The following is a 21759-nucleotide window of genomic DNA, read 5'->3' as shown; positions in this document are numbered from 1 at the left end:
TGTTCGCGACTGCGAAGGTCCCGATTGCGATGCAGCGCGCGGCGTCAGCCTGGCCGGCGATCACGCCGCAGCCGGGATATCGCCGCTGCGGCCGCCCGTCACCTTGCTCGCATCGCCATCGCTCCGCGCCAGCCCGCGTCCCCGCACCAGGCCGAAGATTGCGGGGATCACGATCAGCGTCAGCAGGGTCGAGGAGATCATGCCGCCGATCATCGGCACGGCGATCCGCTGCATGATTTCCGAGCCCGTACCGGTGCTCCACATGATCGGCAGCAGGCCGGCCATGATGGCGACGACCGTCATCATCTTCGGCCGCACCCGTTCGGCTGCGCCTTCCATGATGGCGCCATGGAGATCGGCGCGCGTCAGCGGACGGCCTTCGGCGCCGCACTTTGCCCTCGTCGCGACCAGCGCGTGGTCGAGATAGATCAGCATCACCACGCCGGTCTCCGCCGCCACGCCCGCGAGCGCGATGAAGCCGACCGCAACAGCGACCGACAGATTGAAGTCGAGCCACCACATCATCCAGAGCCCGCCGACGAGGGCGAAGGGCAGCGACAGCATCACGATCAGGGTCTCGGTCAGCGATCTGAAGTTCAGATAGAGCAGCAGGAAGATGATGGTCAGCGTGACCGGCACCACGACCTTCAGCCGCGCGGCGGCACGCTGCAGATATTCGTACTGGCCGCTCCAGACCACATAGCTGCCGGCGGGAAACGGCACGTCCTTGCTCACTGCGGCCTGCGCGTCGGCGACGTAGCCGCCGATGTCGCGGTCGCGGATGTCGACATAGATGTAGGTCGCAAGCTGCCCGTTCTCGGTGCGGATCGACGTCGGCCCGCGCGCCGGCTCGACTTTCGCGACCTCGCCGAGCGGCACCGCGCCGCCCGCTGGCATCGGCACCAGGATGTCGCCGGCGATCGCCTTGGGATTGTCGCGCAGGTCGCGCGGATAGCGCATGTTGACGGTGAAGCGCTGCCGGCCTTCGACGGTGGTCGTCACCGTCTGGCCGCCGAGCGCGGCCGCGATGGTGTCCTGGACGTCCTGGATCAGAAGGCCGTAGCGGGCGAGCGCCTCGCGGTCCGGCGTGATCTCGAGATAGTAGCCGCCTATGCCGCGCTCGGCATAGGCCGAGGACGTGCCGGGAACGGTCTTGAGCACGCGCTCGATCTGCCGCGCCAGCCGGTCGATCTCGGCGAGATCGGTGCCCATCACCTTGACGCCGACCGGCGTGCGGATGCCGGTCGACAGCATGTCGATGCGGGCCTTGATCGGCATGGTCCAGGCGTTGGCGACGCCGGGGAACTGCAGCGCCTTGTCCATCTCCGCGATCAGGCCGTCGATCGTCACGCCGGCGCGCCACTCGTCCTTCGGCTTGAGATTGACGATGGTCTCGAACATCTCGGTCGGCGCCGGGTCGGTTGCGGTGGTCGCCCGCCCGGCCTTGCCGTAGACGGATGCGACCTCGGGAAACGAGCGGATGATGCGGTCCTGGGTCTGCATCAGCTCGGCGGCCTTGGTCACGGAGATGCCCGGCAGCGTGGTCGGCATGTACAGCAGCGTGCCCTCGTTCAGCGCCGGCATGAATTCGCTGCCGAGCTGGCGCGCGGGCCAGACCGAAACCGCGAGCACGGCGAGCGCGAGCAGGATCACCGCGATCTTCGCACGCAGCACGCCGCGGATGACGGGCCGGTAGATCCAGATCAGGAAGCGGTTGATGGGGTTCCTGTGCTCGGGAACGATCCTGCCGCGCACGAAGATCACCATCAGCGCCGGCACCAGCGTCACGGACAAGAGGGCCGCGGCGGCCATGGCAAAGGTCTTGGTGAAAGCGAGCGGGCTGAACAGCCGCCCCTCCTGCGCTTCCAGCGTGAAGATCGGCATGAACGACACGGTGATGATCAGCAGGCTGAAGAACAGCGCCGGTCCGACCTCGGCTGCTGCGTCGATCAGGATCTTGACGCGCGGCTGATCTGGAGCGGCCCTTTCGAGATGCTTGTGCGCGTTCTCGATCATGACGATCGCCGCGTCGACCATGGCGCCGATCGCGATCGCGATGCCGCCCAGACTCATGATGTTGGAGCCCAGCCCGAGCAGCTTCATGGCGCCGAAGGCCATGAGAACGCCGACCGGCAGCATCAGGATCGCGACCAGCGCGCTGCGCACGTGCAGCAGGAACACGACGCAGACCAGCGCCACCACGATGCTCTCTTCCGTCAACGTGCGCTTCAGCGTGTCGATCGCGGCATGGATCAGGTTGGAGCGGTCGTAGACCGGAACGATCTCGACCGATTTCGGCAGGCCGCGGGCAATCTCCTTGAAGCGCTTCTTGACGTTGTCGATGACGTCGAGCGCGTTGACGCCGAACCGCTGCAGCACGATGCCGCTTGCGACCTCGCCCTCGCCGTTCAGCTCGGCGATGCCGCGCCGCTCGTCCGGGCCGAGCTCGAGCCGGGCGACGTCGCGTAGCAGCACCGGCGTGCCATTGGCGGCCTTCAGCACCACGTTGCCGAGGTCGTTGATGTCCTTGATGTAGCCCTTGCCGCGGATGACGTATTCGAACTCCGAGAGCTCGACCGTGCGGCCGCCGACGTCGGCATTGCTGGCGCGGATCGCGTCGCGGATCTTCTGCATGGTGATGCCGCGGTCGCGCATCCGCTGCGGGTCGAGGATCACGTTGTACTGCTTGACGAAGCCGCCGATGCTGGCGACCTCGGCGACGCCTTCGGCCCTGGCGAGGGCGAATTTCAGCGTCCAGTCCTGCAGCGTGCGCGTGTCGGCGAGGTTCAGCTCCTTCGAGATCACCGCATATTGGTAGACCCAGCCGACGCCGGTGGCATCGGGGCCGATGGTCGGAGTGACGCCGGAGGGCAGTCGCGAAGCCGCGCCGTTGAGGAATTCCATCACGCGCGAGCGCGCCCAGTAGATGTCGGTGCCGTCCTCGAAGATGACGTAGACGAAGGACGCGCCGAAAAACGAGAAGCCGCGCACGACCTTCGACTTCGGCACCGTCAGCATTGCCGTCGTCAGGGGATAGGTGACCTGGTCCTCGATCACCTGCGGCGCCTGGCCGGGATATTCGGTGTAGACGATCACCTGGGTGTCGGAGAGGTCGGGGATGGCGTCGAGCGGAAGGTGGAGGAGGGCATAGAGGCCGGCTGCGGCCGCGAAGCCGGTGCCGAACAGCACCAGCAGCAGGTTGCGGGCCGACCAGGCGATCAGGCGGGCGATCATTTGAGCTCTCCCGTTCCGGGGGTCGGCGAGCCCGCCGCGCCTGCGCCCTCAAAGCTCTTCAGTGCGGCCTTGAGGTTGCTTTCGGCGTCGATCAGGAAGTTGGCGGAGGTGACCACGGCGTCACCCTCGGCGAGGCCGTCGCGCACCTCGACATAGCCGCCGCCGCGGCGGCCGAGCTTGACCCCGCGCGGCTCGTAACGGCCCTCGCCTTTGTCGAGCAGCACCGCCTGCCGACTGCCGGTGTCGAGCACCGAGCTGTCCGGCACCGCCAGCACCGGAGCGGAATCGGCGGTGTCGATCTCGGCGTCGACATACATGTCCGGCAGCAACGCCGAATCCGGGTTGGCGAGCTCGATCCGCAGCCGCGCCGTCCGCGTCTCGCGGTTCACCTGTGGGTAGATCACGGCGATCGTCCCGGTAAAGCTGCGGGCCGGAAAGCTGCGGGCGCGGATCGTGACGGGCTGACCCACCGCGATGGCGCCGAGATCGCGCTCGGCGACGTCGACGAGCGCCCAGACCAGCGAGATGTCGGCGATCTTGAACAGCACGTCGCCGGGGTTGGCGCGCATGCCCTCGATGGCGTTGCGTTCGAGCACGATGCCGTCGCGCGGCGCCGACCATTGCACCGTCACCGGCGCGACGCCGCTCCTCTCCATTGCGGCGATGAACGGCTCCGGCACCGCGAGGTTGATCAGCCGCTGGCGCGAGCCCCGGCCATAGGCCTCGTTGCCCCCGGTGGTCTTCGAATTGATCGTGGCGAGATATTCCGCAGCGGCCGAGGCAATGGCGGCGCTGTAGATTTCCATCAGCGGCTGTCCGGCCTTGACGCGCGTGCCGGTGGTCACGTCGGCGACCTTCTGCACGAAGCTCTCGGCGCGCATCGCGATCACCGAGACGCGGCGCTCGTCGAGCTGGATCGTGCCGGGCGCGCGCACGGCGAGGCGGATGGCGCGGCGTTCGACGGGTGCCGATTGCACGCCGGTGCGCTGGATCTTGCCCGGCGACAGCCTGACCGTGCCGTCGTCGCCATCCTCGCCCTCGTAGACGGGGACATAGTCCATTCCCATCGAATCCTTCTTGGGCACCGGGGAGGTGTCCGGCAGTCCCATCGGATTGCGGTAGTAGAGGATTTTTCGCGGGCCCTGCGCTTGCCTCGACGCCTTCGGCGGGTCGGCTGCCCCGTCGTCATAGACCGGCAGATAGTCGCGCCCCTGCGCATCCTTCTTCGGGACGGCGGACCACCGCGGCGCGCCGGCGGGATCGCGGTAGTACAGCGGGACCTTGTCGGTGGCCGCCGCGGCATCGGTCAGATGCGGGTGAGTGGACGCGCGTTCGATCGACCAGAGGGCGCCGGCAAGGAAACCGGCGCCGAGTGTGGCCATCGCGAGATATCGCAGCTTGGTCATGGCGAATACCTGAAGGAGGGTTGCGAGAACGGGGCGCCGCGGTGTGCGACAGCCCCGTTCGGCTCACTTGCTCGCCTTGACGATGACCTTGCCGGTGACGGTCTCCGCTTCGCCCTGGATCTTGGCGGACAGCGTGATCTGGTAGCGTCCGGCCATCGGCAGATCGGTCTTGAAGGGGTAGACGCCCGGCTCCTTCGACGGCAGCGGCTCGACCGCCGACACCATCTCGGCCATGCCGTCTGGCGCCATGTCGACGCGGGTCTTGAAGATCACCGCGTCGGAGACCGGTTGGCCCGTGGTCTTGTTGGTCAGGCGGATCGCGACGGTGACGTCGTCGCCCTTCTTCATCTCCGCGGTGACCGGCTCGAACGCATAGTCGCCTGCGGCGGCCATCGCAGCCGATGCGGCAAGGCTGATCGACGCGGCCAGAGCCGCAGCGCGCACGAAGTTCGCAATCATGATGTGGTCCTCGAATGTCTGGTTCTCGGCCGCCGGTTCTCGGCGGCGCACGACAGGCGTCATGGCGCGCGGGCGGAACGCCCGGCGCGATCGATGTCGGGAGAGATCAGACGCGAGGAGGTCGGAAGGGAGGACTGCCGCCGATGAGGGAGACGACCTGGTCCGCGGGGATCGGCACCGTGTCGCGGCCAAGCGAGGGGAAGTCGAAAGCCAGGGCGGAGATGTCGCCGGCGGCGACGAAGGGGGCGACGCAGAAGCCGAGCGGGCACTTGCCGCCGTCGGGATGGCAGGGGTTGGCCTTGGCGCCCGGACAGCAATCGTCCATCGCCATCTGATCCATCGCCATGTGATCCATTGCCATGTGATGCATCATCGTCGCGTGGTCCATCGCCATATCGCGCGACGGATCGGCCTGCACGCCCATGGCGCCATGGCCGGCCGCCCCGGCCAAGCCGGTCGCCGCCGCGCTTACCGGCAGCAATGCCAGCGAGGCCGCGATCGCGAGTGCGAGAATGGTACGGACGAACCGCATGGTGCCTGTCAGTCTATCCTCTCCTCGAGGCAATACAACATGGCCGGGCGCGGACCCGACGTCTTTGACCCGCCTCAAGATGTGACGCGGGTTACCGCCGCGCAAGGGTCGGGCTCAGCGGCCGGATTGCGTCCGTCCCATTCCCATCTGGCCCATCATGCCGCCCTGCATCCCCGCCATCATGCCGAGATGCGGCGCGAGCAGTTCGTCCGCCGCCTTCTTCTGCTCGTCCGAAAAGGTGCCGGCGAGGGCGGTCAGCGCCGTGCGGATCGCGCGGGTGCCGTCGAGCCGGGCGGCCAGCCATTTCTCCTGCGCCGACAGACGGTCGGTCAGGCTCTGCGCGGCACCCTGTTGCGTCATCATCGAGGTGCGGAGTTCGCCGAGCGCCTTGGCGTTGGCGCGCAGCGCATCGGCAAAGCCGTTCCAGGCCGAGACTTGCGCGTCGGTTATCTTCAGCTCGGTGCGAAGGAACGCGATCCGGCCTTCGACACGGTCGATCGTTTCCATGCCGCTCATGCAGCCCTGGTCGCCCATCATGCCCATCGACTGCATCATGGGCATCTTGCCCATCATTCCCCTCATTCCACCGCCCATCATCATTCCGCCACCCATCATGCCTTGTGGCCGAGCCGTGCCGGCCTGAGCCGGCGCGGCGTTCGGCGTCGCTGCCGGCGCGTTCTGCTCGGCGTGATGGTCCTGGTGCTCTGTGGCGGATTGTGCCCGGGCGGCCGGGCCGGAGATCGCGATTGTGGCCGCGAGCAGGCTGGCTGCGGCAAAGGTCGGAACACGCATGGCCTTCTCCTCGACGAAGTTGGATGCCGTCGCAGATCAGTGCCGATTTCGGCCGGATGATGCTTGACGCAGGTCAACCCGGAGGCGCGAAGCGCCTGAGCGCGCCCGGTTCTCGTCTACTCGTCCTTCTTCGACATGCGGTCGAGGCGTTCCTGCATGTCCTTCATCTGCTGGCGCAGTTCGTCGATGTTGTCGTTCTTCGCGGGCTCCGGCTCCGGCCCTGCTTCGGGCTCGGACGACGTGCGCGGGGCGAACGGCTTGAACATCGAGAAGGTCTGCTGGAATAGCTCCATGTTGCGGCGGACCTGCTCCTCCAGCGGCGCGAAGGGGGTGCCGCTCAGCGCGCCCGCGAGCTGCTTGCGGAACTTCTCCTGCTCCTGGGTCAGCGTGGCGATCGACTGCTCCAGATATTTCGGCACCACCATCTGCATGCTGTCGCCGTAGAAGCGGATCAATTGTCGCAGGAAGGTGGTCGGCAGCAGGTTCTGTCCCGCCTTGTTCTCCTGCTCGAAGATGATCTGGGCGAGTACGGATCGGGTGATGTCGTCGCCAGTCTTGGCGTCGTAGACCAGGAAATCCTCGCCTTCCTTCACCATCGTGGCGAGGTCTTCGAGCGTCACATAGGTGCTCGTGCCGGTGTTGTAGAGCCGGCGGTTCGCGTATTTCTTGATGGTGGTGGGTTGGTCTGATTTCGCCATGGGCTCTCACTGAGGCAACGCTGAGAACGGGAACCCGACGGACTTGCCGCAGGGCGGGAAGAGTACGCAACGCAACAAAATAAGCATTTTCAAAGACCTCACGCTACCGTTTTGTGCGCCACGGTTAATTGCAGGGCAAAAACTTGCTTGCGAAGCAGCCAAGAACGTTATTTTGAATGCGGTGCGGCATGAATCCGCCCCTTGGCCGATTGACATGCCTCAACGACGTTAACAGGATGCCGCTTAACAGGGGTGGACCGATTTCCCGACGTCCGCCCGCCCTTTTCAGAACAACCTCAAGCCCCAGGAGATGCCCATGTCAGACGATGTCGTCATCGTCAGCGCCGCCCGCACCCCGGTCGGAAGCTTTAACGGAGCCTTCGCGACCCTTCCCGCCCACGACCTCGGCGCCATTGCCATCAAGGCCGCGCTGCAGCGTGCCGGTCTGGAGCCGGGCCGGGTCGCTGAAGTCATCATGGGCCAGATCCTGACCGCCGGTCAGGGCCAGAACCCGGCCCGCCAGGCCTCGATCGCAGCCGGCATTCCAGTGGAAAGCCCGGCCTGGGGCGTCAACCAGCTTTGCGGCTCGGGCCTGCGCTCGGTCGCGCTCGGCTACCAGGCGCTGCTCAACGGCGATTCCGACATCGTGGTTGCCGGCGGCCAGGAGTCCATGAGCATGGCCCAGCACGCCCAGTATCTGCGCGGCGGCGTCAAGATGGGCGCGCTCGAACTGGTCGACACCATGATCAAGGACGGGTTGTGGGACGCCTTCAACGGCTACCACATGGGCAACACCGCTGAGAACGTGGCCAAGCAGTATCAGATCACCCGCGCCCAGCAGGACGAGTTTGCGGTGTCCTCGCAGAACAAGGCGGAAGCCGCGCAGAAGGCCGGCAGGTTCAAGGATGAGATCGTCCCGGTCACCATCAAGAGCCGCAAGGGCGACATCGTGGTCGACACCGACGAATATCCGCGCCACGGTGCCACGCTCGACGCGATGGGCAAGCTGAGGGCTGCCTTCGAGAAGGACGGCACGGTAACCGCCGGCAATGCCTCCGGCATCAATGACGGCGCCGCCGCCGTGGTGCTGATGACGGCGAAGCAGGCCGCCAAGGAAGGCAAGAAGCCGCTCGCGCGCATCGTGTCCTGGGCCCATGCCGGCGTCGATCCCAAGATCATGGGCACCGGCCCGATTCCCGCCTCGCGCGCCGCGTTGAAGAAGGCCGGCTGGAACATCGCCGATCTCGACCTGATCGAGGCCAACGAGGCGTTCGCGGCGCAGGCCTGCGCCGTCAACAAGGATCTCGGCTGGGATACCTCCAAGGTCAACGTCAATGGCGGCGCGATCGCGATCGGCCATCCGATCGGCGCCTCCGGCGCGCGCGTGCTGGTGACGCTGCTGCACGAGATGCAGAAGCGCGACGCCAAGAAGGGCCTCGCCACGCTCTGCATCGGCGGTGGCATGGGTATCGCGATGTGCTTGGCACGCGACTAAAGAGCGCGTAGCGCGCGATTTCGCAACCGCGTAAGCTTCGACGAAAGACAAACGCCCGGCGATGAGCCGGGCGTTTTGTTCTTGATGTCCGTCAAACCTGCCTCATAATCGATGGCTAAAAACGCTCGCTGAAAGTGTCCTAGGGAACGTCGAAGGGAAGGAATACATTATGGCACGAGTTGCATTGGTCACGGGCGGTACGCGCGGCATTGGTGCCGCGATCAGCAAGGCGCTGAAGGCTGCCGGCTACAAGGTTGCGGCGAGCTACGCCGGCAACGACGCGGCGGCGGAGAAGTTCAAGGCGGAGACCGGCATCGCCGTCTACAAATGGGACGTCAGCTCGTTCGACGCTTGCGCCAGCGGCGTGAAGAAGGTCGAGGCCGAGGTCGGCCCGATCGACGTGCTCGTCAACAATGCCGGCATCACCAAGGACGGTGCCTTCCACAAGATGACGCTGGAGCAATGGAACGCCGTGATCGGCACCAATCTCGGCTCGCTGTTCAACATGTCGCGCCAGGTGATCGAGGGCATGCGCGGGCGCAAATTCGGCCGCATCATCAACATCTCCTCGATCAACGGCCAGAAGGGCCAGTTCGGCCAGGTGAATTATTCCGCGGCGAAGGCCGGCGAGATCGGCTTCACCAAGGCCCTGGCGCTGGAGAACGCCAAGGCCGGCGTCACCGTGAATGCGATCTGCCCGGGCTACATCAACACCGAGATGGTGCAGGCGGTGCCGAAGGACGTCCTGGAAAAGGCGATCCTGCCGCTGATCCCGATCGGTCGTCTCGGCGAACCCGAGGAGATCGCGCGCGCGGTGGTGTTCCTCGCTGCCGACGAAGCCGGCGCCATCACCGGCTCGACCCTGTCGGTCAACGGCGGTCAATACATGGTGTGATGCGAGCGCATCAAATCCGGTCATACAGATAAAGTCGTCATGCCCGGCCTTGTGCCGGGCATTCACGTCCCTACAACGAATGTAATCCCCGCAAGGACGTGGATGGCCGGGACAAGCCCGGCCATGACGAAAGTATCGAAGCAATGACTCCCCGCACCGCGACGCTGATCGGATTGACCGCAATCCTGATGTGGTCGCTGCTCGCGGTGATGACGGTGGCGACCGGCACCATCCCTGCGTTCCAGCTCGCGGCGATGACGTTTGCGATCGGCGGCCTGGTCGGCCTGCTCACCTGGATCGGGCGAATCGAGGCGATGCGGAGCCTGCGCCAGCCGCGCGTGGTCTGGATCGTCGGTATCGGCGGCCTGTTCGGCTATCACGCGCTCTACTTTCTCGCGCTGCGTTTCGCCCCTCCTGCCGAAGCGGGTCTGCTCAACTATCTCTGGCCGCTCCTGATCGTGCTGTTCTCCTCGTTCCTTCCGGGTGAGCGGCTCGCAGTCCATCACGTCATCGGCGCGCTGCTCGGGCTCGTCGGCACGGTGCTGCTGTTCGCCGGCAATACGAGCGACTTCGCGCCGGGCCAGGTGCCCGGTCTCGTCGCGGCCTTCGTCGCCGCTTTCGTCTGGGCGACCTATTCGGTGCTGTCACGGCGGCTGAAGGCGGTGCCGACCGATGCGGTCGCCGGATTCTGCCTCGCCACCGCGGCGCTCGCCGCGCTGACGCACGTCCTCGTCGAGACGACGGTGTGGCCGCAGACCGCGCTGCAATGGCTTGCCGTGGTCGCGCTCGGGATCGGTCCGGTCGGCGCGGCCTTCTACGCCTGGGACATCGGCATGAAGCGGGGCGACATCCGCGTGCTGGGCGCAGCCTCTTACGCGACGCCGCTGCTCTCGACCGGATTCCTGATCGCGGCCGGATTCGCCAAGGCCAGCGCCAACATCGCCATCGCCGCGATCCTGATCGCCGGCGGCGGCCTGATCGCGGCGAAGGACATGGTGCTGCGGCGTCGATAAGTCATTCTGGGAATGACAGGTCGCTTACGGCTTCCAGCCCTGCGGCGCGAGCTCGAATTTCGCGAACTCGAACGCCGGCGCCACCGTGCAGCCGAGCAGCGTCCACTCGCCGGTGCTTTCGGCGCTCTGCCAGGCCTGTGCCGGCACGATCGCCTGCGGACGCTCGCCGGCGGCAAGGTCGGTGCCGAGACGCACCACATGCTCCGTGCAGCCTTGATGCGCGATGCGCAGCGTCAGCGGGCTTCCAGCGTAGTAGTGCCAGATCTCGGCCGCATCGATGCGATGCCAGTGCGAGCGCTCGCCGCACGCGAGCAGGAAATAGATCGAGGTCGAGCGCGCACGCCCCTGGGCGTCGACGTTCTGGTCACGAAAGGTCTCGCGATAATGCCCGCCCTCGGGATGCCGCCTGAGCTCGAGGCGGGCGATGATCTCGGCCGCGGTCGCCATCGGCATCGTCAGGACTTGTTCTTGCGTTCGCGCAATTCGCCGAACACCGCCGACGGCTCGGCGCCCTTCATGTGCAGCTGGGCGGCGACGTCGGGATCGTCGGCGCGCAGGAACACGTTGGCCCGCTTCTCCTCGCCGAGCAGCGAGGGAATGGTCGGCTTGTTCTCGGCGCGCAGCTTCGTCACTTCCGCGGCGCGCGCCTGCAGCACCGGATTGTCGGGGTCGACGGAGAGCGCGAACTTGACGTTGGAGGCGGTGTATTCGTGGCCGCAATAGAGGCGGAAATCGTCCGGCAGCGCGCGCAGCTTCAGGAGCGAATCCCACATCATGGGATAGTTGCCCTCGAACACGCGGCCGCAGCCGATCGAGAACAGCGTGTCGGCGGCAAATACCGTCTTCTCCGCATCGAACACGTAGGAGACATGGTCGAGCGTGTGACCCGGCGTCTCCAGCACGCGGCCCAGGAGGTTGCCGATCTTGACGACGTCGCCATTGGCGACGCGCAGATCGACGTTGGCGATCTTTGCCGCCTTGTCGTGCGGGGCGACGACGCGGCAGCCATGCCTGGCCTTCAACTCGGCGACGCCGCCGACGTGGTCGCCGTGATGATGGGTGATCAGGATGTCGGTCAGCCGCCAGCCTTCCCGCTCCAGCGCCGCGGCGATCGGGCCGGCTTCCGGCGCGTCGATCGAGGCGGTCGCCTTGGTGTCCGTGTCGTGGATCAGATAGCCGAAATTGTCGTTCAAGCAGGTGAAAATGCGAATTTCGGCGGCCATGACATCTCCATCGCGCTTCGCCCCGCCCGACAAATATGGCGTTAACGTTGCGCAGGCAATGCAATATTCCGCGCGCCGCGGCCGCGGGGAGCATGGTACATTGGCCTCATGAGCATCGACGTCGTTGATCTCCGCGAATTCTACTCGCGCCGCCTCGGGATCGTGGCGCGGCAGTTGATCAACCGCGGCATCGGGGAGCGCTGGCCGAATGCCGACGGCCAGCGGGTGCTCGGCATCGGCTACCCCACCCCCTATCTCGGTCTGTTCCGCGAGGATGCCGAGCGCTGCATCGCCTTCATGCCGGCGGCGCAAGGGGTGCTGAAATGGCCGACCGGGCGGCCGGCGCTGGCCTCGCTGGTCGACGAGTTCTCCCTGCCGCTGCCGGATGCCGCGATCGACCGTATCCTCCTCGTTCATGCGCTGGAGATGTGCGACGACCCGGCCGCGCTGTTGCGCGAGGTGTGGCGGGTGCTGGCGCCGTCCGGGCGCGTCATCGCGGTGATCCCGAACCGGCGCGGCGTCTGGACCCGCACCGACAAGACGCCGTTCGGTCACGGCCGGCCCTATTCGCGCTCGCAGATCACCGACCTGTTGCGCCAGACCTGGTTCACGCCGTCCGCCTGGGGCGAGGCGTTGTTCATGCCGCCCTATGCCGGCGGCTGGTTCCTGAAATCGGCACTGATGTGGGAGCGCGCCGGCGCCGCGCTGTCGCTGCCCTTTGCCGGCGTGCATATCGTGGAAGCGACCAAGCAGGTCTATCGCGTCATCCCCGCCAAGCGCGAGCGGGCGCGGCTGATACCGTCGCTGAAGCCGGTGCTGGTGCCGTCCTCGACGGTGACACGGGGCTAGAAAAAAATCGTCCCGGCAAGGCCGGGACGATGCATCGCGAATTCAATCGGTAAAGGCGGCGGCTTACTCGCCGGGCGCCATGTCGTCGCTCTGTCCGGCCGGAGCGGTATCGCGCTCGGGGCGCGGGCCGTGCGGGCGGCGCCGGCGTCGCGGATAGCGCTCGCCGCCGCCTTCGAAGCCGCCCTGACCCTGACCGCCACCGACCTGCGGCTGGGCGCCGGTGATGAAGGAGGGCAGGCGATCGACGCTGCCGGTATCGGCAATCGCCGGCTGCGGCTGGTGCTGCGGTTGCGGCTGATATTGCGGCTGCGCACGGTGGTCGCGCTCGCGATGCTCGCGCGGCTGCTGCTGGTCGCGCTGATAGGGTTGATTGTCGCGGTGGTGGTCACGCTGATGATCGCGCTGGCCGTCGCGGTCGCGCATGAAGGGCTGCGGCTGCTGCGGGACGAAGCCGGGCTCCTGGCCGAAGTTGGAGAAGCTCTCCCCTTCCTCCTCGCCGTCGTCGCTGGCCGCCTCTTCGCCGCGCGGCTGCTGCTGCTGGCGGAATTGCTCCTGGGCGGCAGCGATCAGGCGGAAATAATGTTCGGCGTGCTGGTAGTAGTTTTCGGCGGCGACCGGGTCGCCGGAGGAGCGCGCGTCGCGCGCGAGCTGCAGGTATTTCTCGGCGATATGCGAGGCGGTGCCGCGGATCTTGATGTCGGGTCCGTTGGACTCGTAGACCCGGGTCATCGGGTTCTGGCCGCGCCGGTTGTTGTTGTTATTGTTCCGGTTGCGCATCCGCTGCTTGTTTTGACCGTTTCTCATGTCCTGCCTTTGATTCCAGCCCTATCGAAAAGTTAAACGCGTGACTTGATGTTGAGAGAGATCCGGATGGCCGTGGTGCGACGCTCGCCCACGCGGATCAAGTTCCTGCCGATGTCGTAGACCGTCGCGTTCAATAAACACGCGTTCCCCACCGCCGGCATCCATCGCCGGCGAACCCGTTCATCTCGCTTGTCGAAACAAGCCCTGGTTTCTTGCGTAAGTATTCAAGCGCAATAACAGGCTTTCGTTCACGTTGCGGTCGGAAAGCAGCGCAGCTCCACGGGCCATCGCGCTTAACAGGACCTGCGGCTTGGAACCTTTGACCAGTGCAGCTCTCGCCCTGAGAGCCCGGCTTTCGCCCGTAGGTCTACGGGGCCGGCACCGGTGTTGTGAGCGGAACGTAGTCGTTCCCACGGCATATTCCAAGAGGTTTTTGCAGCCCAATCGGGCTTTTATGGGGGCATTTTTCGGGCCGCAACCGCCCTCGGAACGCCAGCCAGGTCGGCCCTGGGCGGCCTGTCCACCGATAACGCCGCGGCCGTCATCAAGGTTTCAATCTCGTCTGCCTGGCCGAGGCCGGCCTCGACGATCAGCGCTCCGCCGGGCACGAGAAGACCCGCCGCCTGTGGAATCAGGGCGCGGTAGGCCTCGAACCCGTCGCGACCGCCATCGAGCGCAAGATGCGGATCGTGGTCGCGGACCTCGCGGCTCAGACTCGCGATATCGGCGGTCCGGATATAGGGCGGGTTGGAAACGATGAGGTCGAAGGGGCCTGCGAGCGCCGCCGCATAGCGGCAGGCGACGAACGCGGCGCGGTCGGCGAGACCCAGGTCGATGGCATTGCCCTTCGCGGCGCGCAGCGTCGTCAGGCTGAGGTCGGTGCCGACGCCGTAAGCGCCGGGAAGCTCGTGCAGCAGCGCGAGCAAAATGGCGCCGGACCCGGTGCCGATGTCGAGGATCCGCAGGCCGCCGCCCGAAGGGGACCGCTCGCGCGCAATCTCGAGCGCCAGTTCGACGACGGTCTCGGTGTCGGGCCGCGGCACCAGCGTGGCGTCCGAGAGCTTGAGGGGCAGGCCCCAAAATTCCTTGACGCCGAGGATGCGCGCGACCGGCTCGCCCGCCAGCCGCCGCCGCGCGAATCGCTCGAGCTGCGCGGCCTCCGCCGGAGCCAGCGCTCGGGCGGCCTGCGCGATCATGCCGGTCAGGTCGAGACCGAGGGTTGCTCCGACCAGAAGGCGCGCGTCGAGCGCGGCCGTCTCGATGCCGGCCGATTGCAGCCGTGTCGCAAGCTCGCGCCGCGCGCGCTCGATGGTCGTTCCGCTGTCCGTCAATGAACCGCCTGTTCTGCCTGGCGTCGATATGACGGCGCGAAAGGCTTGCGTCAACGGCGCAGCTCGCATCTTATCGCGGACGGGCTGACGAGGTGAAAGCCATGACGGCATACGACGACCAGAACGTCTTCGCAAAAGTCCTGCGCGGCGAGATTCCGTGCTTCAAGATCTACGAGAACGAGCGCGCGTTCGCTTTCCTCGACATCATGCCGCGTTCGCCCGGCCATACGCTGGTCATCCCCAAGGCGCCGGCGCGCGGCATCCTCGATATCGCCGAGGACGACTTTGCCGAAGTCGCGCGAACCTCGAAGCGGATCGCGATCGCGGCGATGCGGGCGTTCGGCGCGGACGGCATCATCATCCAGCAGTTCAGCGAGCCGGCCTCCGGCCAGGTGGTGCTCCACCTGCACATGCACGTCATGCCGGTGAAGCAGGGCGTTGACCTCTTGCCGGCGCAGACCCGGAAGGAAGATCCAGCCGTGCTCGCGGACCATGCCGGGCGGATGATCGCGGCCCTGCGCGGCTGATTGCGGCGCTACACGCCGAGATAACGCTGCAGGAGTTCGGGCTGCGCCTTCAGCTCCTGAGCCGGCCCTTCGTGGACGATGTGGCCGTTGTTGATGATGTAGATGCGTTGCGCCAGCGCCAGCGTCGCTGCGAGATTCTGCTCGACCAGCACGATGGTCTGGCCGGCGGCGGCGAGGTCCCGGCAGGCCTTCACCAGATCGTGGACGATCACCGGTGCCAGCCCCTCGAAGGGCTCGTCGAGCAGGATGACCTTGGGATCGCGCACCAGCGCGCGGGCGATCGCCAGCATCTGCTGCTCGCCGCCGGACAGCTCATTGCCGCGATTGGTCCGCCGCTGCTTCAGCCGCGGGAACATCTCGTAGATGCGGCCGAGCGGCCAGCGTTTTGGCGCGGTGATTCCCGCGATCAGGATGTTCTCCTCGACGTTGAGGCTGCCGAAGATCCGGCGCTCCTCGTGGACGAGCTGCATGCCGGCCTGTGCGATCTTGTGGCTGCGGCGGCCGGCGATGTCAGCGCCGTCGAACATCACCCTGCCGCGGCGCGGCGTCACCACGCCCATCAGGCTCTTCAGCGTCGTGCTCTTGCCGGCGCCGTTGCGGCCGAGCAGGGCCACGACCTCGTGCCGCTCGACGCGCATCGCGACGTCGAACAGGATGTGGGAATCCCCGTAGTAGCTGTTCAGCCCATGGACCTCGATCAGGCTCATGCCGCGATCTCTCCGTGAACGCCGCCGAGATAGGCCTCCTGCACCGCGGGGCTGGTCCTGATCTCGTCGGGCGTGCCGTGCAGCAGCACGCGCCCCTCCTGCAACACCGTCACCCGCTCGACCAGCTCGAACAGGGAATCCATGTCGTGGTCGATGATGATCATGGTGCGGTCGCGCGCGATCGACCTCAGCAGCTTGACGGTCTCGACCCGTTCGCGCGGGCTCATGCCGGCGAGCGGCTCGTCGAGTAGCAGCAGGCTCGGCGAGGTGGCGAGCGCAAGCCCGATCTCCAGCCGGCGCTTCTCGCCATAGGCGAGCTCGGACACCGGCGTATCGGCGCGCGCGGTCAGGTTGACCATTTCGAGCGTGCGGTCGACCTGCTCCGGCAGTCCCTTGACGCTGTTGATGCTCCGGAACAGGTCGAGCCGGAACTTGCCGCGCAACTGTGCGAGCGCCGCGATCACGAGGTTCTGGCGCACCGTCAGCCCCGCGAACAGCTGGTTGACCTGATAGCTCTTGGTGAGGCCGAGCTGGCAGACATGGGTGACGCCCAGCCCGGTGATGTCGCGCCCGTCGAACGTGATCCGGCCCGAGGTCGGTGCGATCTCGCAGGTCAGCATCTTGAAGAAGGTCGACTTGCCGGCGCCGTTCGGGCCGATGATGCCACGCAGCTCGCCGTGATTGACGGTGAAGTCGATGTCGCTGTTGGCGACCAGCCCGCCATAGCGCTTGGTGAGGCCGGTGGCTTGCAGGATCGGACCGGAGGCGCTCGTGCGCGCCGCCCGGGTCGGCACGGATGCGGGGGGGGAATGCGCCGCAAGCGACACCGGCCCATTCGCGGTGACGGGTTGATCGGACGGCGCCTGTTCGGCTGCGGCGCGCTTGCCGGCGAGCCAGCGATAGAGGTCGACGAGCCCGCCGACGATGCCGCCGCGGAGGAAGCAGACCAGCAGCACGAAGACCACGCCCAGCACCAGCTTCCAGGCTGCGCCGAGCCCCATCGCGGCCTGGAGGAAGTCCTGCAGGAACAGCCAGACCGCGGCGCCGACCAGCGGCCCGAACAGCGTGGCACGGCCGCCGATCGCGGTCTGCATCACGAGCTGGCCCGAAGTGTCGAAGGTGAAGGCGTCGGGCGGCATGAACGCCTGCAGCACGCCGAGCAGGCCGCCGGCGAAGCCGGCATAGGCGGCGGCGATCACGAAGGCGGTGAGCTTGTAGCCGTGGATGTTGTGCCCGACGGCGGTGGCGCGCAGCGGGTTGTCGCGGATCGCGCTGAAGATGGCGCCGACCGGCGAGCGCACGATCCTGAGCGCGATCACGACGCCGATGAAGTAGCACAGCGCGATGAACTGGTAGAGCGACCAGCCGTTGGTGAAGTGCAGCGTGGTGAAGCCGAGGTTGAAGCTCGGCGTCGGTACGCCGGGCAGGCCGTTCTCGCCGCCGGTGAAGTCCGACAGCGGATTGAACTCGACGAAGTAGAACACTTCCGCGATCGCCACCGTGATCATCGCGAAGTAGATGCCGGTGCGGCGCAGCGCGATCAGGCCGATCAGATAGCCGGTCGCGGCGGCGGCGATCATGCCGATGACCAGCGCACCCAGCACGCTGCCGAAGCCTGCGCGGGTCAGGAGATAGGCGGCGACGAATCCCCCGGTGCCGTAGAAGGCGGACTGGCCGAACGACAGGAGGCCGGTGAAGCCGAACAGGATGTCGAAGCCGAGGCCGAACAGGCCCCAGACCAGGATCCGGTTCACGGTGTTCGGCGCGAAGCCGAGATGGGGCAGGATGAAGGGAGCGACGATCAGCCCGATGGCGGTCAGCGTCTCGATCAGGAAGGGGCGTTGCTTGAGCATCTGACCAACATTTTCATTCGCGGCATCTATTCGCGGCCTTGCACGCCGAGCAGGCCATGCGGTCGCACCACGAGCACGAGCGTCATCGCCGCAAACAGCATCACGTAGGCGTAGCCGGGGTTGAACATCGAGGTGACGCTGATGATCTCGCCGGCGATCAGGCCGCCGAGAATCGCGCCGGGAAACGACCCGACGCCGCCGATCACCACCACCACGAAGGTCTCGACGAGGATGTCGTCGCCGACGCCCGGCGTCAGCGACACCACCGGCGCGTTGACGATGCCGGCGAAGCCGGCGGCCATCGCGCCGATGCCGAACACGACCATGAAGACGCGGTAGACGTTGATGCCGAGCGAATCGACCATCACCGAGTCCTCGATGCCGGCGCGCACGATCATTCCGAGCCGCGTGCGATACAGGATGAGGAACAGCGCGCCGAGCGCGACCGCCACGATCCCGACCACCGCGAGGCGATAGGTCGGATAGAACATGAAGCCGAGATTGGTGATCCCCTGCAGCATCGGCGGGGGCGGCACGACCTGGGACTGGCTCGAGAAGATCAGGCGGACGATCTCGACGAAGCAGATGCCGAGCCCGAAGGTGACGAGAAGCTGATCCTCGTGCGGGCGATGATAGAAATGGCGGATGATGAGGCGCTCCATCGCCACGCCGAGCAGCATCACGAACAGGGAGCCCGCCACGACCGCGGCGATGAACGATTCGGTGTACTGGTACGCGACGTAGCCGGCATAGCCGCCGATCATGAACATCGCGCCGTGCGCGAGGTTGAGCACGCCGAGCGTGCCGTAGATGATGGTCAGGCCGGAGCTGATCAGCGCGAGCAGGGCGCCGAGCGCCAGCCCGTTGAACAGCTGGGAGACGAGATTGGGCCAACTAATCATGAAGCGCGGTCACGTTTTCCGGCTCGCAAACGGGGTGAATCCGCGTGCAAAAAAGGCCGACGCCGCAGGGCGTCGCAACCGCCTGCGGCGTCGCTGATGAAGCTTGCCTCAACTGTATTCGCCGAGGTGGCAGCCGAAGGCGTCCGGCTTCTGCATCAGGCCTTCGCCGGGGACGATCTCGACGACCTCCCAATAGTCGTCCTTGCTCTTCATGTCCTTTTCCATCTTGCCCCTGACGATGATGACGGGACGGACGCACTGATGGTCCTCGGCGCGGTAGTGGACGTCGCCGACGAGGGAGGGAATGGTCTCGCCCTTCTCGTAGGCCTTGATGACGTCGGGCGGATAGAAGCTGCCGGCCTCTTCGACCATGCGGGCCCAGTGCGCGAAGCTGACATAGGCGTTCTCCGCGCCCCATTCCGGCTTGTAGCCGTATTTCTTCTCGAAGGTCTCGTTGAAGATCTTGGCGAGCGGGAACTTGTCCTCCAGCGTCCACCAATAGTCGGTGGCGGCGTAGACGCCCTGCATCAGGCCCTTGGTTTCGGGGGCGATGAACGGGACCTGGTAGGGGACGACCAGCTTCATCTTGTCGAGCACGCCGAACTGCTTGGCCTGCTGGGTCGACAGCACGGCGTCATGTCCCCAGTTGACGTTGATGAGGACGTCGGCGCCGGAGTTGGCGACGTTGAGGAGATAGGACGAGTAGTCGGGCGCGCCCAGCGGCGCGACCTGGTCGGTCGCCGTGGTCCAGCCCGCGGTCGCGAGATAGTCCTGCATCGACTTGGTGACGGTGTGGCCGTAGGTGTAGTCCGGCGTCAGATAGGCGGCCTTCTTGCCCTTGCCGAACGTCTTGACCATGACGGGGCCGATCGCCGCCGCCGCGGTCTGCCCGAAGAAGTCCTGGCGGAAGCCGTAGCGGACGCAGTCCTTTCCGGTGGTGTCGTTGGAGCCGGAAATGCCGCAGACGAAGATCACGTGCTCGCGCTGGGCGAGCTTGTTGAGCGCGACCGCCACCGCGCTCGATGTGCCGCCGGTGATCATGATCGCCTTGTTCTCACTGATGAAGCGCTGCTGTGCCTGCACCGCCTCGTTCGGCTTGGCCGCGGAATCCGCCACGCCGTATTTCAGCTCCTTGCCGAGCACGCCCTTGGTGGTTTTCGGCGAGATCTTCTTGATCAGCTCGTGGCCCGAGTTGATGTGTTCGACGGCGAGCTCGTAACCCTTGAGCTCGTCCTCGCCCTGCACCGCATAGGTTCCGGTGCGCGGCACCGAGATGCCGATGAAGGCCGTCGAACCCGACACGCCCGCCGGATAGGTGCCGAGCGCCGGCTTGTCGGCTGCGAAGGCCGGCAGACCCTGCACGAGGGTTCCGCCGACGAGTCCGGCGCTGCCCTGCAACAAGCGGCGGCGTGAGATACCGAGGCTGAGGCCGCGGCCGATCAGGTTGTCCTTCATGAGCTATCCTCCAAACGTTTTTTTGTCCGCGCGAAGATGCGAGGTCTCGGGCTCTCGTCCGACTCGGCAGTCGGATCGCGTCACATCCGCGTGTGGTTCTGGCCTCAAACATTGCTTGTGATGGCGGCCTGTCAATTTCGCCTTTGGTCGAAGGACGAAAATTATCTCGCAAAAACATATCGTAATACGATAGATATTAGCCTTTCTGCTTACGTAATGCACCGGATGGATAGTCGATATGGACCGACGAACGAGAGTGGCGAGCGTCAGGAAAGGGCAATTCGGCACGCGGGAAGAGCCGTTTCCCGGCCGCTCCGTCCGGCGGACGGCGTCCTCGGGCCGATCGAAACCGATGCGCGGACCGACGAAGACCCTGAGCGTGCGCGCCCAGAACGTGCTCAAGGAGCTCGCGGTCGAGCTCACCGGCGAGCAGGCGCCGAAGGGAAGCTGGATTCCCTCCCGAGAGCTGCTTCTCGCATTGACCGCGGACCGCCTTGCGGCTGCGCGCAATTGCGGTCCTCAGACCGCGCGCGAGATCGTCATATGGGCGCAAGGCTGCGGCGTGACGATCGCGCCGTCGCTACGGGCCGGCAGATCGCTGTCGGAGATGTGGGCGCGGCTGATCGCAAATGCGTCGACCGGGGCGCTCTCCAGCGCCGAGATGATCGCGGCACTGGAGAAATCGATCCGGCGCAAGAGCGTGCGCATTCCCATCGCGTTCCAGATCATCCTGGTGAAGACCCTGCTCTCGAGCTTCGAGTAGCGTCGCGCGGTCGCGGACCGGGATACCGGGCGATTTTCTGTGCATCGGTCCCGGGAGCGTTTGAGCGCCGGAACGCGCGCTTGCTACTCTCTTCGCGATTTTTGCGGAGGCGCGAAGCGAGCGGTCGAGACCACGAGATGATTCAGTCGAAGCGGACATCGAGGCCAACGCGCAGGCGCCGTGCGGCAATGCGCGAGGCGGACTATGAAGCGCTGGCCCGGTTCCGCTACCAGGTCCGGACCTTCCTCGCGTTCAGCGAAGCGGCGGCCCAACGCGCGGGCCTGACGCCACAGCAGCATCAGGCGTTGCTCGGCATCAAGGGTCTTGCCAGTGCCGCAAGCGTCGGCGACATCGCCCGGTTTCTCTTGATCCGGCATCACACCGCCGTCGAACTGATGGGCAGGATGGCGAAGCTCAAGCTGATCGTCCGGACCGTCGATCCGGAGGACGCCAGGCGCGTCCGGCTCAAGCTGACCGCGAAGGGCGAGCAGAAGCTGCGCTCGTTGTCGAAGATCCATCTCGAGGAGCTGCGCGCCGCGAGCCCGGCGTTGAGCAAGGCCTTGCGATCGATCCAATCGGGGACACGTTGAGGGACGCTGAAGAACTGCCTACGCCGCCGCGCCTTGCGCCGCGAGCTGCGCGGCCTGGTGCTCGGTGGTCAGCGCGTCGATCAGCTCGCCCAGCGCCTCGCCGGATATGACCTGCGGCAGCTTGTAAAGCGTCAAATTGATGCGGTGATCGGTGACGCGGCCCTGCGGGAAATTGTAGGTGCGGATGCGCTCGCTGCGGTCGCCGGAGCCGACCTTCTCCTTGCGGTCCGC

General features: G+C 66.2%; 21 protein-coding genes and 1 pseudogene. 7 read left to right on the top strand and 15 right to left on the bottom strand.

The window, feature by feature from the left end:
* Positions 1 to 60 precede the first annotated feature (60 nt).
* The 6 genes from KGM94_RS04180 to phaR form a co-directional block, all read right to left on the bottom strand.
* On the bottom strand, positions 61 to 3234 hold the full coding sequence (locus tag KGM94_RS04180; protein WP_300255261.1) for an efflux RND transporter permease subunit: 3174 nt from the start codon (positions 3232 to 3234) through the stop codon (positions 61 to 63).
* Positions 3231 to 4640: an efflux RND transporter periplasmic adaptor subunit gene (locus tag KGM94_RS04175; protein WP_300255259.1), complete on the bottom strand. Its 1410-nt coding sequence runs from the start codon at positions 4638 to 4640 to the stop codon at positions 3231 to 3233. The genes KGM94_RS04180 and KGM94_RS04175 overlap by 4 nt, the downstream gene beginning before the upstream one ends.
* A 63-nt stretch (positions 4641 to 4703) precedes the next feature.
* The gene (locus KGM94_RS04170; protein WP_300255257.1) at positions 4704 to 5099 is read right to left on the bottom strand and encodes a FixH family protein; all 396 of its coding nucleotides are present in this window, start codon (positions 5097 to 5099) and stop codon (positions 4704 to 4706) included.
* 106 nt (positions 5100 to 5205) lie between these two features.
* Positions 5206 to 5631, bottom strand: coding sequence for a hypothetical protein (locus tag KGM94_RS04165; protein ID WP_300255256.1), 426 nt, complete (start codon positions 5629 to 5631; stop codon positions 5206 to 5208).
* A 114-nt stretch (positions 5632 to 5745) separates the two neighbouring features.
* Positions 5746 to 6423, bottom strand: a complete 678-nt coding sequence (locus KGM94_RS04160; RefSeq protein ID WP_300255254.1) for a Spy/CpxP family protein refolding chaperone — start codon at positions 6421 to 6423, stop codon at positions 5746 to 5748.
* Between the two features lie 116 nt (positions 6424 to 6539).
* Entirely contained in the window at positions 6540 to 7121 is a 582-nt protein-coding gene (gene phaR / locus KGM94_RS04155) for a polyhydroxyalkanoate synthesis repressor PhaR (RefSeq protein WP_300255252.1), read from the bottom strand.
* Between the two features lie 316 nt (positions 7122 to 7437).
* On the opposite strand from phaR, the gene KGM94_RS04150 reads away from it, so the two are divergent.
* The 3 genes from KGM94_RS04150 (at position 7438) to KGM94_RS04140 (ending at position 10524) form a co-directional block, all read left to right on the top strand.
* Complete coding sequence (locus KGM94_RS04150) at positions 7438 to 8616, top strand: acetyl-CoA C-acetyltransferase (protein WP_300255250.1); 1179 nt, start codon at positions 7438 to 7440, stop codon at positions 8614 to 8616.
* A 169-nt stretch (positions 8617 to 8785) separates the two neighbouring features.
* Positions 8786 to 9511 (top strand): acetoacetyl-CoA reductase, encoded by a 726-nt coding sequence (phbB, locus tag KGM94_RS04145; protein WP_300255249.1) that lies wholly within the window; start codon positions 8786 to 8788, stop codon positions 9509 to 9511.
* A 143-nt stretch (positions 9512 to 9654) separates the two neighbouring features.
* Positions 9655 to 10524 (top strand): EamA family transporter, encoded by an 870-nt coding sequence (locus tag KGM94_RS04140; protein ID WP_300255248.1) that lies wholly within the window; start codon positions 9655 to 9657, stop codon positions 10522 to 10524.
* A 24-nt stretch (positions 10525 to 10548) separates the two neighbouring features.
* On the opposite strand, the gene KGM94_RS04135 is transcribed toward KGM94_RS04140, so the two are convergent.
* Together KGM94_RS04135 and gloB are read right to left on the bottom strand one after the other, a co-directional pair.
* Complete coding sequence (locus KGM94_RS04135) at positions 10549 to 10971, bottom strand: cupin domain-containing protein (RefSeq protein WP_300255293.1); 423 nt, start codon at positions 10969 to 10971, stop codon at positions 10549 to 10551.
* Positions 10972 to 10979: 8 nt separating this feature from the next.
* Positions 10980 to 11747 carry a hydroxyacylglutathione hydrolase gene (gene gloB, locus KGM94_RS04130; RefSeq protein ID WP_300255246.1) on the bottom strand — a complete coding sequence of 256 codons (768 nt, stop codon included), beginning with the start codon at positions 11745 to 11747 and terminating at the stop codon, positions 10980 to 10982.
* A gap of 108 nt (positions 11748 to 11855) precedes the next feature.
* On the opposite strand from gloB, the gene KGM94_RS04125 reads away from it, so the two are divergent.
* Positions 11856 to 12596, top strand: coding sequence for a methyltransferase domain-containing protein (locus tag KGM94_RS04125; RefSeq protein WP_300255244.1), 741 nt, complete (start codon positions 11856 to 11858; stop codon positions 12594 to 12596).
* A gap of 63 nt (positions 12597 to 12659) precedes the next feature.
* Here KGM94_RS04125 and KGM94_RS04120 read toward each other — a convergent pair whose 3' ends face one another.
* Together KGM94_RS04120 and prmC are read right to left on the bottom strand one after the other, a co-directional pair.
* Positions 12660 to 13400 carry a DUF4167 domain-containing protein gene (locus KGM94_RS04120; RefSeq protein ID WP_300255242.1) on the bottom strand — a complete coding sequence of 247 codons (741 nt, stop codon included), beginning with the start codon at positions 13398 to 13400 and terminating at the stop codon, positions 12660 to 12662.
* A 452-nt stretch (positions 13401 to 13852) separates the two neighbouring features.
* Positions 13853 to 14731, bottom strand: coding sequence for a peptide chain release factor N(5)-glutamine methyltransferase (gene prmC / locus KGM94_RS04115; RefSeq protein WP_300255240.1), 879 nt, complete (start codon positions 14729 to 14731; stop codon positions 13853 to 13855).
* Between the two features lie 101 nt (positions 14732 to 14832).
* On the opposite strand from prmC, the gene KGM94_RS04110 reads away from it, so the two are divergent.
* Positions 14833 to 15258, top strand: a complete 426-nt coding sequence (locus KGM94_RS04110) for an HIT family protein (RefSeq protein ID WP_300255238.1) — start codon at positions 14833 to 14835, stop codon at positions 15256 to 15258.
* A gap of 8 nt (positions 15259 to 15266) precedes the next feature.
* Here KGM94_RS04110 and KGM94_RS04105 read toward each other — a convergent pair whose 3' ends face one another.
* The 4 genes from KGM94_RS04105 to KGM94_RS04090 all read right to left on the bottom strand — a co-directional run bounded on the left by KGM94_RS04105 (position 15267) and on the right by KGM94_RS04090 (position 20175).
* Positions 15267 to 15965, bottom strand: coding sequence for an ABC transporter ATP-binding protein (locus KGM94_RS04105; protein WP_300255237.1), 699 nt, complete (start codon positions 15963 to 15965; stop codon positions 15267 to 15269).
* Positions 15962 to 17818: a branched-chain amino acid ABC transporter ATP-binding protein/permease gene (locus KGM94_RS04100; RefSeq protein ID WP_300255235.1), complete on the bottom strand. Its 1857-nt coding sequence runs from the start codon at positions 17816 to 17818 to the stop codon at positions 15962 to 15964. The genes KGM94_RS04105 and KGM94_RS04100 overlap by 4 nt, the downstream gene beginning before the upstream one ends.
* Positions 17819 to 17844: 26 nt before the next feature.
* Positions 17845 to 18720: a branched-chain amino acid ABC transporter permease gene (locus KGM94_RS04095; RefSeq protein WP_300255233.1), complete on the bottom strand. Its 876-nt coding sequence runs from the start codon at positions 18718 to 18720 to the stop codon at positions 17845 to 17847.
* A 108-nt stretch (positions 18721 to 18828) separates the two neighbouring features.
* The gene (locus KGM94_RS04090; protein WP_300255232.1) at positions 18829 to 20175 is read right to left on the bottom strand and encodes a substrate-binding protein; all 1347 of its coding nucleotides are present in this window, start codon (positions 20173 to 20175) and stop codon (positions 18829 to 18831) included.
* Positions 20176 to 20527: 352 nt separating this feature from the next.
* Between KGM94_RS04090 and KGM94_RS04085 the strand changes: the two genes are divergently transcribed.
* Both KGM94_RS04085 and KGM94_RS04080 read left to right on the top strand, forming a co-directional pair.
* Positions 20528 to 20938 carry a hypothetical protein gene (locus tag KGM94_RS04085; protein ID WP_300255231.1) on the top strand — a complete coding sequence of 137 codons (411 nt, stop codon included), beginning with the start codon at positions 20528 to 20530 and terminating at the stop codon, positions 20936 to 20938.
* Positions 20939 to 21126: 188 nt separating this feature from the next.
* The gene (locus tag KGM94_RS04080; RefSeq protein WP_366526208.1) at positions 21127 to 21528 is read left to right on the top strand and encodes a helix-turn-helix domain-containing protein; all 402 of its coding nucleotides are present in this window, start codon (positions 21127 to 21129) and stop codon (positions 21526 to 21528) included.
* A gap of 18 nt (positions 21529 to 21546) precedes the next feature.
* Here KGM94_RS04080 and KGM94_RS04075 read toward each other — a convergent pair.
* Positions 21547 to 21759 (bottom strand): annotated as a pseudogene (locus tag KGM94_RS04075) (peptide chain release factor 1); the annotation flags it as partial.

The sequence above is a fragment of the Bradyrhizobium sp. genome (genome assembly GCF_028868675.1).
Classification (GTDB): Bacteria; Pseudomonadota; Alphaproteobacteria; order Rhizobiales; family Xanthobacteraceae; genus Bradyrhizobium.
Note: the sequence above shows the minus strand (reverse complement) of the source record. Positions and strands in the feature narration are given on the sequence as shown.